Genomic DNA, 11693 nt, shown 5'->3' on the forward strand with positions numbered 1-11693 from the left:
GCCGCTAGAGCGTAAAAGAATCCCGGAAAGCCGTTAGCGCCACTTCCGGGTCGCCTGCCGCAAAGGCTTCCATTCCGACTGCCCCACGGTAACCCATATCATTCAACGCCTGTGCAACCGCCGCGAAATTGATCTCGCCCGATCCCGGCTCGCACCGGCCCGGATTGTCAGCAACCTGAACTTCTCCAATCCAAGGCAAGCATTTTTCGCACCAGCGGATCAGGTCACCCTCTCCGATCTGCGTGTGATACAGGTCGAGATTAATGCGCAATTGAGGGCGATCAATAGCTGAGACCAAATCCAATACATCCGCTGTCGATCCGAACGGACAACCGGGATGGTCCAGCAGGTTCAGGTTCTCCAGCGTGAATACTACACCTTCTTCCTCAGCCAGATCGCAAATTCGGCTCAGCGTATCCCGCGCTTTTAGCCACATTTTCCCCGTGACAGATTCGTGCTGCCAGATTGGAATACCGCCATCACCCAGCCCTGTACCGTGCAAGTTTAGACGATCCACACCCAAACGTTTGCCGATCTGCACTGTTTCGCGCGCAGATTTCAGCAACATATCTGCGCCTTCGTCATCCGCAAGACGGCCTTCGAGATAGCCGTTCATGATCGTGAAATTCGCGCCGACGCGTTCGAGTTTATCGAGATCCCACTCAGGCCAGTTCCACAGACCCACACTGAACCCCATTTCCGTCAGGCGAGCGGCGCGCCAATCGATTGGCTTATCCGGCCAAAGCATTTCGGCACAGGCTGCCAATTGGAATGGTTGGGACATCCTAAACCTCAGAATATGGGACGATCAGATCGACCCGCCTTCGACCATGAAATTCCCCGCGCTGCACATGGCAGCATCGTCAGAGGCCAAAAACAGCACCATCCGCGCCACGTAGACCGGATCAATCGGGTCCGGCAGGCATTGGCGGTCGACCTGCTTGGCCAGTGCTTCGGGCGTAACCCAGAGGTCCTTCTGGCGCTCGGTCATGATCCAACCGGGCACTACCGTGTTCACGCGAATACGGTGATCTCCCAGTTCGCGCGCCATCGTGCGGGTCAGGCCATGCACGGCCGATTTTGCGGTGGCATAGGCCGGGAAGCCCGCGCCGGCCTCCCACCATGAGTTTGAGCCGAGGTTGACGATGGCCCCACCGCCCCGTTCGATCATCGCTGGCGCGACAGATTGGATGGCAAAGAACATGTGTCGGATATTGGTCGCCATACGCTCGTCCCAGTAGTCCGGCGTCACCTCGCGCCAGTCATGCCGGTCGTCACGCGCAGCGTTATTGACCAGGACATGAGCCGCACCAAGTTCGTCCGTCAACTCTGCCAATGCGATACGCAACGCTTCGACATCGCGCAAGTCGCATTGGGCGAAGACGTGTTCGCCGTCCACCTGCGCCAACAGCGCGTGCCCCGCGTCCGCGTCAATATCAAGAATCCCGACCTTGGCCCCTTGGGCCGCGAAGGCTCGGACTGTTTCTGCACCAATTCCCCCTGCCCCGCCGGTGATGAAAACGGTCTTGCCGTTCAGACTGGGATAGGTGGCAAAGTCTCGGGTCATCCGTCACGCTCCATGATCCATTCGACCTCGGGGGCCGCAACAAAACGCCATTTCCGCAACGGTCCGGCCATGACATTCAGATAGTACATCTCAAACCCATAGGGCGCACCGCAAGGGTGATGGCCGCGCGGGACGGTCACAACATCGCCATCGGACACGGCCATCGTCTCGTCCAACTGGCCGTCATCGGTATAAACTCGCTGGATACCAAACCCGGTTGCCGGGTTGAGGCGGTGGTAATAGGTCTCCTCCAGATAAGTGATCCGGGGATAATCATCCTCGTCATGGCGGTGGCTGGGATAAGACGACCAGTGGCCATTCGGCGTGAACACCTCGGTCACCAGCAGGCTGTCGGCATAGTCCTCGTTCTCCATCGCGATATTGTTTATATGACGCGTGTTCACGCCCTTGCCGCGCTCGGTCAGGGTAATGCCGTCAGGGCCGATGCGCCGGGCCTGATGCCCGCCTTTGCCGGGGGCCGAGCAGACGGCGATGACGCAATCAGTTTCGGCGACAGCTTCCCACTCGGTTCCGTTGGGCAGGTACAGACAATGCGGCGGTGACTTTTCAAAAACGTCCAAACGGTCGCCCAGAACGCCCCAATTCTGCCCGGCCCCGGTGATCTGCGCCTTGCCTTCGACCATGACCAAGATGACCTCGCGGTCGCCCGTGGCCTCGGCGGCTTTGTCACCTGCACGCAGATGATAAAGGCCGAAACCGACATAGCGCCACCCTGCACTGGCCGGAGTGATATCGTGGACCTTGCCGCGGGTCCCGAACGGTTTCTTGAGCAGGTCTGCCATGGTGTCGTCTCCTTGATGGGCGGGCGAACAGCTCACCCCTATGTTGTCTCAGGCAGCTTGCCTTGCCTTCAGGGCCGAGAGCGCCTCGACCAGTTGCGCCTCGGTCCAGCCCTCTGTGACCGCCCGGCGCAGGACATCCGCCTGGCTTTCCGGCGCATTGCCCCCGATCGGGGGGTCCGTGTCCAGATTGGTCGGGAAAGGATAGCCTTCTGCGGTGGCCGCAATCGCCGCATCCAGTTCCGACTGGGCCAGATCTCCACGCTGTTTCAACGCGATCAGATGGGGGAACACGGCCTGCGACATGGCACGACGATCCACCGCTTCCATCGCGCGCCCGAAGGCCGACGAGATTTGCAGCAGGTTCGCCATGCGGTCGATATCGGCGCTGCTATTTTCTCCGGCAGAGTGGAACAGCGCCGGGTTGAAGAACACCGCGTCCCCTTTTGACAGAGGCAACTGAACATAGTTGTCTTCGAAATGGTCCTGATGCGCGGGATCGTGAAATGCCAGATAGCCGGATGAATAGAGCTGCGAGAACGGCAGCAGTTTTGTCGGGCCACTTTCCACCGGCATGTCACAATGGGCAACAGCCCCTTGCAGGGTCAGCGCAGCGGTCAGGTGATGGGCATGGGCGGGATACCGCGCGGCGCTGTCGGCGCTTTGGAAACCCAGGTGGTAGTCCCTGTGCGCTTGCTGTGCCTTGCCTCCGGGGCGTACCTGATTGACTTGCGCGGTCATTTGATAGTTGGGGCCCAACCACGCCTCGCAGGCGGCCGCAATCGCGGTGTTCCCAAAATACAGTGCAAAGCCTTCCGGGTCGCACAGGCATTGCTTTTGCAGCGCATTCCAAACCCGGTCATTCGCACCCGAGGCGGCGAAGTGATCACCTTCACCTGCCCCGCTTCGCCGTTCCTCATCGATGATCTGGCGGAATACCTCTGTAGCCCGGTCGATCACGGAGGTATCCGAATAGGCCCCTTTCAGGGCAATCACCCCAGCTGACTTACTCAAAACCCAGCCCCATTCCGCCAACAAAGCCTGACGCTTGTCCGTCTGCTCTAGCACCGGGCGCAGCGCCTGCATGTCGTAGACAGGTACGTTCTTTTCAACCGACGCGGCATGGGGCACCGCATCGGCCGAAAGGTTCTGAGAGGTCAACACCTTGAATTCATCCAGATCGCAGGATTCTCGGTCGAAATAGCCGACATATCCGAGGTCTTGATGCACCATGACATGCTCCCTTCTCATGGCTTACGGTGTTGCGCCTATGGGCGGTCGTTACGCAGTGATCTGCAACCCTGCCTGCTCGCAGACATCGACGATGTGGTCATAACCCTTCTTGGAATACTCATAGGGCGGTGCCTTGGCAGGGTCCTGTTCGGCCTCGACCACGATCCAGCCGTCGTATTCCATCGCCTTGAGCGCGTTCGCGACCGCCTGGAAATCAATGCAGCCATCGCTAGGCACGGTGAAGGCACCGGCAATCACTGCATCAAGGAAGCTGCGATTGTTCTCAAGCGTATCGTGCACGATGGGCGGGCGGATATCCTTGAAATGCACGTGATGTACCCGGTCGCCCCAGCGGTTGAGGGTCGCCATCACATCGCCACCACCAAACAGCAGGTGGCCGGTGTCAAAGCACAGCTTTACCTCGGGGCCCGATCCTTCCATCAGCCAGTTCACGTCATCCTCGCTTTCGATGATCGTGCCCATGTGGTGGTGATAGGCCATCGGCATGCCCTGATCGGCCATCCATTTCGCCAGTTCGGTGAGCTTTCCAGCGTAGCCCAGAACCTCATCCTTCGACAGCTTGGGACGGTCATTGACCGGCGTTCCGATCTGACCCTGTACGGTGTTGGAACACTCGGCATAGACGATGCAGGGGCTGTTTAGCGCCACGAACTGCTCGACCTGTTCGCGCACGGCTTCACGTTCGGCCGCGAAGTTGTTGACCAGCGTGTTGCCCGAGCACCAGCCGCCACAGAGCGCGATATCGTTGCCGTCCAGATAGGCGCGCAGCCCTTCGGTGTCGCTGGGCATCCGCTGGCCGCGTTCGACACCGGTATAGCCGATCTCGCGCGCCTCTTTCAGCGCCTGCTCCATGGTATAGGCCGCCGTCAGGTCCGGCAGGTCGTCATTCTGCCAGGCGATGGGCGAGATACCGATTTTCACGCTCATTTGGTGTTTCTTTCCTTGAGTGCGACCTCATAGGCCGCACGTTTTTCATTCACTTCGGGGCGGATGCTGACCTCGGGCACGGCCACTTCCCACCACGTGCCGCCAAATTCGGTGGATGGGTAGGGATCGGTGTCGATAACCACCACATACGGACCCTTGATGTCACCGCGTTTGGTTAAAGCGTCCTCAAGCTCGGCAATCGAGTTGACTTTGACCGAAGTTGCCCCCATCGCCGCCGCGTGCGCAGCAAAGTCGATGGCCGAGGGCGTGTTGTGGACCGTGTGATCCAGCAGGTTGTTGAACTCGGCCCCACCGGTACCCATCTGCAGCCGGTTGATGCAGCCAAAACCGCGGTTGTCGGTAATAACGACGGTGAAGGAAATGCCCATCATCGCGGCCGAAGCCATTTCCGAGTTCGCCATCATATAGGTGCCGTCGCCGGTAAAGCAGATCACGTCGCGCTCCGGCTGGGCCATCTTGATACCCATGGCGCCCGCGATCTCGTACCCCATGCAACTGAAGCCGTATTCCATGTGATAGGCCCCGGGGCGGGGCGCTTTCCACAGTTTGTGCAGCTCACCAGGCATGGTACCTGCTGCACACATCACAACCGTATCGTCATGCGCGGCACGCTGAACCGCGCCAATCACCTGCATATCGGTCGGCAGCGCGTTGCCGTCGCCGGGCGCGTCGGTCAGCTTGTCGACCTTGCCGAACCAATCGGCCTTCAGCGTGTCGGCCACAGGGCCGGCGCGATATCCCTGCAGAGCAATGCCCAGTTCCTCAAGCCCGACACGGGCGTCGGATTGCAGTGGCATCGCGCCGTGTTTCTCGGCGTCATAAGCGGCTGTGTTCAGGCTGATCAACTCTCGCTCGGAGTTCGAGAACAAACCCCACGAGCCGGTGGTGAAGTCCTGAAAGCGCGTCCCGACGCCCAACACCAGATCGGCCTTGGCGCAAATGTCGTTGGCGGGTTCGCCACCGGTCACGCCGATGGGACCAAGGTTCAACGGGTGATCCCAGGCTAGCGCGGACTTACCGGCCTGTGTCTCGGCTATGGGAATGTTATGCGTTTCGACAAAGCTCTGTAACGCATCGGTTGCGCCCGAATAGTGCACACCTCCGCCAGCGACGATGACCGGGTTTTTGGCGGCTTTGATCGCAGCGACCGCACGGGCCAGTTCACCCTCATCCGGGCGAATGCGGCGCTGATACCAGACGCGCGGCTCAAAGAAGCTTTGGGGATAGTCATAGGCCTCGGCCTGCACGTCCTGACAAAAGGCCAACGTCACCGGTCCGCAATCAGACGGGTCGGTCATGGTCCGGAAGGCGCGCGGCAATGCGGTCAGCAGGTGCTCGGGTCGGGAAATGCGGTCGAAATAGCGGCTGACCGGTTTGAAGCAATCATTGGCGCTGATTGTACCGTCGCCAAAGCTCTCGATCTGCTGCAACACCGGGTCAGGACCGCGGGTGGCGAACACGTCACCGGGGATGATCAGAACCGGCAGGCGGTTCACATGCGCCAGCGCCGCTGCAGTCACCATGTTCGTGGCGCCCGGCCCGATCGAGGACGTGACGGCCATGGTCCGCGTACGACGCATCTGCTTGGCATAAGCAATCGCACTGTGCGCCATGGTCTGCTCGTTATGGCCGCGATAGGTGGGAAGGCTGTCTTTTACGGCGTGCAACGCCTCGCCCAATCCTGCCACGTTACCATGGCCAAATATGGCCCAGACCCCAGCGATGAACGGCTCTCCGGCTTCGTTCATCTGCGCGCCCAGATAGCGCACCAAAGCTTGCGCTGCGGTCAGTCGGACTGTTTTGTCCATTGTGATCCCTTTCAACACAAGGCCATTTCGGCCAATTCCGCAATTTCGATAGTTGTTGGGCCTCTGGCCCCTGAGGGAGGGAGGAACGGTGTTAAACCGTACCGCCCAAAGACCCTTCCAGTTCGGCCATTTCCTGACCGCCTGCCATAAGGTCCTGCAGTTCCTCGGGCGTGATTTCGCCCCGTTTTGCGGTGCCCAGAGTCTTGCCCCGGTTCAGCACGGTAAACCGATCGCCCACCGCCAGCGCATGGCGCACGTTGTGGCTGATGAAGACAACGCCAACGCCCTGGCTGCGCACTCGGTCAATGGTCGCCAGAACATTCGACGTTTGGCGCACACCCAAGGCCGAGGTCGGTTCGTCCAGGATCAGGATTTTAGCACCGAAATAAACCGCGCGTGCAATCGCAACGGTCTGCCGCTCGCCGCCGGAAAGCGTACCGACTGCCTGATCCGGTCCGCGCAGATTGATGCCCATCTTGCGCATCTCTTCCATGCAGACGTCATTGGCCTGGTCAACATCGAACCGCTTGAGCAGACCCTTTCCTTTGGTTGGCTCGCGCCCCATGAAGAAGTTCCGCGTCACGCTCATCAGCGGGATCATCGCAAGGTCCTGGAACACGGTCGCAATGCCCGCCTCCATCGCATCACGCGGGGTGTCGAAATGCAGCGGCTTGCCTTCGAAAAAGATCTCGCCCTTGGTGGGTTTGTGCACCCCGGACATGGTCTTGATGAAGGTCGATTTGCCCGCACCGTTGTCGCCCAGCAAGCAGTGGCATTCACCCGGTTTGACATCAAAGCTGACACCAGCCAAAGCAATAATGTTGCCAAAGTGCTTTTCGATGTCTTTCATTTCAACGATGGGCGCCGCGTCGGTCGCATCGCCGTGGTGGAACTTGGTATCTTCGGTCATATCAGCGCTCCCCGGTTACGCGTTTACGGATCGCGTTGTTGAACAGAACGGCGATCAGCAGCATGGCGCCCAGGAAGACCTGGAACCAGTCCTGATCGAAGTCGGTATAGGTCAAGCCGATGACAACCATGCCAAAGATGATCGAACCGAAGAACGCCCCGATAGCCGAGCCATAGCCACCGGTCAGCAGACAGCCCCCGATCACGGCTGCGATGATCGCCTCAAATTCCTTCTGGAAGCCCCGCCGTGCATCGGTTGAACCCGCGTCCATCACCGTGATGATCGCCACCAACGCAGCGCAGCAGGCCGTCAGCATAAACAGAGAGACTTTGACGCGGTTCACCGGAACACCCGAGTTGGACGCCGCCGTCTTGTCGCCGCCCGAGGCAAAGATCCAGTTCCCTGCCGGGGTGCGCAGCAGTACATATGTTGCAGCCAGCGCCATCACGATGAACCACAGGATTTCGACCGGGATACCTGGCACCTTGGGCGCACCGCTCTTGAAGGTATCGATCGCGCCCTTCTCGGCCAGCCAGGCGAACAGGCTGCCAAAGGCCTCGCCCGAGAAAACCGGCGCCAGCCAGTCATTTTCGGTCGCGTCACGCACGCCGCGCAGTTGGGTCGACCCGCTGGTCGCCATTTTCAGACCGACCAGAGACAACCCTCGCAGGATGAACAGAAACGCCAGCGTCACGATAAATGACGGCAGGCCCGAGCGGATCACGATATTGCCGTTGATCGCGCCGACCATTGCCGCAAAAACAAACGTCATCGGGATCGCGGCGACCAGCGGCAGCTGCCAAGTCACCACGCAGACGCCGAAGAACAGGCCGGAAAACGCCACCATCGAACCGATGGACAAGTCAAACTCGCCGCCAATCATGAGCAAAGCGGCCCCGATGGCTAGGATACCCAATTGCGCCGCAGGCGTCATGAAGTTCATCACTCCGGCAAGAGTGAACATCGATTCATCTGCGGTGATCGCAAAGAAGATGACCACAAGGACGACACCTGCCATCGCACCAAGTTCGGGGCGTTTCATTAGCTTGGTCAAAAACGGTTCGCTTTTGACTCTTTCGTCCGCTGCAACTTGCGCTGACTGACTCATGTTTCCCTCCCAATTTGGTTGAAACGGCGCACGCAGCGCCGTTTCTTTTGTCTCTGTCCCGTTCGGGTCAGCGAATGCCCTGCGATGACAGGTCGATCACCTGAGCGGCCTTTTCCTGAGTTACCAGGTTCGGGCCGGAAGGTACGTTGCCACCCGGCATCAGGCCGTATTTGGCGTGCAGGCCCATGAAGTTCACCGCCAGATAACCCTGCAGATATTGCTGCTGGTCGATGGCAAAGGCCGCGTCACCGTCTGCAATCGACTGCAGGAAGTTGGCCGACAGGTCGAACGAGGCCACGTTCACGTCACGCCCCGATGCTTTGACAGCTTCCACTGTCGGTTCACCGGCCGAGCTGGCACCCAATGCCATGACAGTGTCTACATCTTCGTTCGCGGCCAAAGCAGCGGCGACTTTCGACTCGATTTCCGACGGATCGTTTGATGTCGGCAGCACTTCGACATTGCCGCCGAAACCTTCGGCGAAGCCCGCGCAGCGCAGGTCAAGTGCGACGTTGCCAACCTCGTGGTTCACACAAATCGCGGTTTCGCCGCCCATCGAGGCCAGTGCCTCACCGGCGGCTTTACCCGCGTCGAATTCATCCTGACCAACATGCAGGAGTGCGCCCAGATCCTTGGAAACATCTGACCCCGAGTTGATCGAGATCACCGGAATACCGGCCGCGACCGCACGTTCGATTGACGGGCCAAGCGCGTCTGCGTCGGGAATCGAAACGATCAGCCCGTCAGGCTCCTGGTTCACGGCAGCATCGATCAGTTGCGACATGGCCACCATATCGAAAGTCTCGGGCGCGCGGTATTCGACGTTGACGCCGACATCCTTACCCGCCTGTTCGACGCCGTTCTTGACGACGTTCCAGAACGCGTCATTTGCCTGACCGTGCGACACAACTACGATTTCCTGCGCAAATGCAGGGGTAGCCAAAGCCAATGCACCGGCAGCCAATGCGCCTTTTACGAACTTATTCATTTGGTCTCCTCCCATAAGAACAGTCTGTCTTTTGCCGGGGCTTCAGCCCCAATCATTCGGATCCACCGAATCTCCTCCGCTCCGATAACTGGCGGAGCTTGCCCCAGTTTCTAGATATCGGGTCATTTTGCAACCGGTTTCAAAACCTCGGCCAGTTCGACCGCCTGCCCAGACTGAGCGGACCGGGTCGCGGCCTCGGCCATTGCCAGGGCTGCAACGCCATCCTCCAGCGTCACCGGCATCGCCGAATCGGTCAGCACGGCCTGAACGAAGGCATCCCATTCCGCGCGATAGGCGGGCATGTAACGTTCCAGAAAAAAATAGGTCGGCTTGGCGCCTGTGACGCCATCGGCCGTCGATTTGACCACAGCGTTTTCCAGAATGTTATGGGCTTGCAGCAACCCGCCCGAACCCAGCATCTCGATCCGCTGATCATAGCCATAGACCGCCCGCCGCGAATTCTTGATCACCACGATCTGACCATCGGCATAAATCATTGTAACCACAGCAGTATCCACATCCCCAGCGCGTCCGATCTCGGGGTCAACGATCGAGGAACCTACAGCAGTAATCCGTTCGGGCAGCCGACCCATCAGGTAATTCGCCATGTCGAAATCATGGATCATCATGTCCCGGAACAGACCGCCAGATACCTTGACATAACTGATCGGCGGCGGGGCCGGATCGAAAGAGGTGATCGACAGCATCTCGGTCGTGCCGATTTCGCCGTTGTCTGCGGCCGACTTCAGGGTCGTGAAGCTGGGGTCAAACCGGCGGTTGAACCCGACCATTACCGGCTGGCCGGTTTCCGCCGCAACCGCCTGACACGCCAGCGCCCGTTCAAGGCTGAGGTCAACGGGTTTTTCGCACAGAACCGCCTTACCAGCCTCTGTGGCGGCTTCGATCAGTTCAGAATGGGTGTCTGTCGGCGTCGCAATCAGCACTGCATCAATTGATTGGTCCGCGATAATCTCCTGAGATTCGCGTGCCGTTGCCCCCTGTTCCGCGGCAAGGCTTTCAGCAGCTTCGGAAATCGCGTCGGAAACCGCACAAAGCTGACTTTGAGGATGCGCGGCAATGGCCTGTGCGTGTACCCGACCAATGCGCCCGGCGCCAAGCAGTCCGATTCTCAGCATGTGGCTCTCCCGATTCTTTAACTTGGCGTTACAATGTTGCTTTTTGCAACCGGTTGCAATATTTTTTTGATGCAAAGAGTCCGCAACGCCAAACCACTCGAGTTCTGCGATGGTGCGGTAGGCTGCTATTAAGATAACTGGCGATCCCGGAAGGACTCGAACCCTCAACCTGCTGATTAGAAGTCAGCTGCTCTATCCAGTTGAGCTACGGGACCGCTGCGCCCTTCTTGCGGTTTTTACGGGCGGGGTTCAAGACCCAAGCGCATGAAGGCGCTGTTTGGGTCGGTCTCGTATCCGTAGATCGGCTCGCAATAGGAATATCCAAGCGCCTCATAGAGTTTGCGGGCCGCATCATATTCCGGTAGATGTGCCGCGCCGGTTTCCAGAACCAGCGCTGTAACCCCTTCTGTTCTGGCCAGATCCGCAAGATGGACCATCATTTTGCGCGCCAGACCTCGCCCACGCGCCCGCGCCAGAACATGCACCGATTTCACCTCGGCGGTACCATCCGGCAACGCCTTGAGCGCACCGCACCCAACTGGCTGGTCGGCTTTGTACATGGCCCAGAACCGAATCCCCGGCCCGGCCAGCGCCTCGGCATCCATGGTGTGGTTGCTTTCCGCGGGACCGGCCGTTTTGCTATGGGCAAAATGCGCCTCGACCACCGGTCGCAATACATCCAAGGTTGGATCAGCCTCGCGAATGTCGATCAACTCAGTGGGTCCAAGGACCACGCCGGTCGGTGGCGAAGTTTTCGCCATAGCCACGGGCGCGCAGGTTGGGTTTGCGCTTGTGCGGTTCGCTCACCTGCGCGTCGATACCATTGTCCTTGGCGTAATCCAGCGCCTCTTCCTTGGTGTCGAACTTCAGGCGTATCTGGGTCTGCGTGTCATTGGATGAGGTCCAGCCCATCAGCGGATCAACCTCGCGCGACGACGCGGGGGCGTATTCCAGAACCCACTTGCGGGTCTTGGCCATACCCGAGGTCATCGCATTCCTAGCAGGCTGGTAAATCCGTGCGCGCATGTCGCCTCTCCGTACTCACTTGGCTAGGGGTGTTTATGCGCCAGACGCGCGGCGCGGACAAGTCCGCAATTGTCGCAATTTAAGGCTTTGAAATTGCCCCCTTGAACAAGAACAAAAACAGATCAAAATCAGGCGCGAAAGGAATCTC

The 11693-nt window shown here is 59.3% G+C and carries 12 protein-coding genes and 1 tRNA gene; all 13 read right to left on the reverse strand.

Annotated features, from left to right (window positions below; all coding sequences use genetic code 11):
- Window positions 1-4: 4 nt before the first annotated feature.
- Complete coding sequence (locus ACR0IM_RS12670; RefSeq protein ID WP_480682132.1) at window positions 5-784, reverse strand: TIM barrel protein; 780 nt, start codon at window positions 782-784, stop codon at window positions 5-7.
- Window positions 785-808: 24 nt separating this feature from the next.
- Window positions 809-1567 (reverse strand): SDR family NAD(P)-dependent oxidoreductase, encoded by a 759-nt coding sequence (locus ACR0IM_RS12675; RefSeq protein WP_480596498.1) that lies wholly within the window; start codon window positions 1565-1567, stop codon window positions 809-811.
- Complete coding sequence (iolB, locus tag ACR0IM_RS12680) at window positions 1564-2370, reverse strand: 5-deoxy-glucuronate isomerase (RefSeq protein WP_480682133.1); 807 nt, start codon at window positions 2368-2370, stop codon at window positions 1564-1566. Before iolB ends, ACR0IM_RS12675 begins: the two co-directional genes overlap by 4 nt.
- Window positions 2371-2418: 48 nt before the next feature.
- Window positions 2419-3600 (reverse strand): phytanoyl-CoA dioxygenase family protein, encoded by a 1182-nt coding sequence (locus ACR0IM_RS12685; RefSeq protein ID WP_480682134.1) that lies wholly within the window; start codon window positions 3598-3600, stop codon window positions 2419-2421.
- Between the two features lie 48 nt (window positions 3601-3648).
- Complete coding sequence (iolE, locus tag ACR0IM_RS12690; RefSeq protein WP_480682136.1) at window positions 3649-4548, reverse strand: myo-inosose-2 dehydratase; 900 nt, start codon at window positions 4546-4548, stop codon at window positions 3649-3651.
- Window positions 4545-6377, reverse strand: coding sequence for a 3D-(3,5/4)-trihydroxycyclohexane-1,2-dione acylhydrolase (decyclizing) (gene iolD / locus ACR0IM_RS12695; RefSeq protein ID WP_480682137.1), 1833 nt, complete (start codon window positions 6375-6377; stop codon window positions 4545-4547). The genes iolE and iolD overlap by 4 nt, the downstream gene beginning before the upstream one ends.
- 91 nt (window positions 6378-6468) lie before the next feature.
- Entirely contained in the window at window positions 6469-7287 is an 819-nt protein-coding gene (locus ACR0IM_RS12700) for an ATP-binding cassette domain-containing protein (protein WP_480596510.1), read from the reverse strand.
- Window position 7288: 1 nt separating this feature from the next.
- Window positions 7289-8395: an ABC transporter permease gene (locus ACR0IM_RS12705; protein WP_480596512.1), complete on the reverse strand. Its 1107-nt coding sequence runs from the start codon at window positions 8393-8395 to the stop codon at window positions 7289-7291.
- Window positions 8396-8462: 67 nt separating this feature from the next.
- The gene (locus ACR0IM_RS12710; protein ID WP_480596514.1) at window positions 8463-9383 is read right to left on the reverse strand and encodes a sugar ABC transporter substrate-binding protein; all 921 of its coding nucleotides are present in this window, start codon (window positions 9381-9383) and stop codon (window positions 8463-8465) included.
- A 122-nt stretch (window positions 9384-9505) separates the two neighbouring features.
- Entirely contained in the window at window positions 9506-10519 is a 1014-nt protein-coding gene (gene iolG, locus ACR0IM_RS12715) for an inositol 2-dehydrogenase (RefSeq protein WP_480596516.1), read from the reverse strand.
- Between the two features lie 138 nt (window positions 10520-10657).
- Window positions 10658-10734: transfer RNA gene (locus tag ACR0IM_RS12720), tRNA-Arg, on the reverse strand.
- A 21-nt stretch (window positions 10735-10755) separates the two neighbouring features.
- On the reverse strand, window positions 10756-11280 hold the full coding sequence (locus ACR0IM_RS12725) for a GNAT family N-acetyltransferase (RefSeq protein ID WP_480682138.1): 525 nt from the start codon (window positions 11278-11280) through the stop codon (window positions 10756-10758).
- Window positions 11234-11545, reverse strand: a complete 312-nt coding sequence (locus ACR0IM_RS12730; protein ID WP_480596520.1) for an ETC complex I subunit — start codon at window positions 11543-11545, stop codon at window positions 11234-11236. The genes ACR0IM_RS12725 and ACR0IM_RS12730 overlap by 47 nt, the downstream gene beginning before the upstream one ends.
- Window positions 11546-11693 lie beyond the last annotated feature (148 nt).

The sequence above is a fragment of the Ruegeria sp. BF6 genome (genome assembly GCF_056538665.1).

Bases quoted from the DNA above. Each gene is read 5' to 3' on its own strand.
- iolB (WP_480682133.1), bottom strand. From the start codon at position 2,370: ATGGCAGACCTGCTCAAGAAACCGTTCGGGACCCGCGGCAAGGTCCAC.
- ACR0IM_RS12705 (WP_480596512.1), bottom strand. From the start codon at position 8,395: ATGAGTCAGTCAGCGCAAGTTGCAGCGGACGAAAGAGTCAAAAGCGAA.
- ACR0IM_RS12730 (WP_480596520.1), bottom strand. From the start codon at position 11,545: ATGCGCGCACGGATTTACCAGCCTGCTAGGAATGCGATGACCTCGGGT.
- iolE (WP_480682136.1), bottom strand. From the start codon at position 4,548: ATGAGCGTGAAAATCGGTATCTCGCCCATCGCCTGGCAGAATGACGAC.
- ACR0IM_RS12675 (WP_480596498.1), bottom strand. From the start codon at position 1,567: ATGACCCGAGACTTTGCCACCTATCCCAGTCTGAACGGCAAGACCGTT.
- iolG (WP_480596516.1), bottom strand. From the start codon at position 10,519: ATGCTGAGAATCGGACTGCTTGGCGCCGGGCGCATTGGTCGGGTACAC.
- ACR0IM_RS12700 (WP_480596510.1), bottom strand. From the start codon at position 7,287: ATGACCGAAGATACCAAGTTCCACCACGGCGATGCGACCGACGCGGCG.
- ACR0IM_RS12725 (WP_480682138.1), bottom strand. From the start codon at position 11,280: ATGGCGAAAACTTCGCCACCGACCGGCGTGGTCCTTGGACCCACTGAG.
- ACR0IM_RS12670 (WP_480682132.1), bottom strand. From the start codon at position 784: ATGTCCCAACCATTCCAATTGGCAGCCTGTGCCGAAATGCTTTGGCCG.
- ACR0IM_RS12710 (WP_480596514.1), bottom strand. From the start codon at position 9,383: ATGAATAAGTTCGTAAAAGGCGCATTGGCTGCCGGTGCATTGGCTTTG.
- ACR0IM_RS12685 (WP_480682134.1), bottom strand. From the start codon at position 3,600: ATGGTGCATCAAGACCTCGGATATGTCGGCTATTTCGACCGAGAATCC.
- iolD (WP_480682137.1), bottom strand. From the start codon at position 6,377: ATGGACAAAACAGTCCGACTGACCGCAGCGCAAGCTTTGGTGCGCTAT.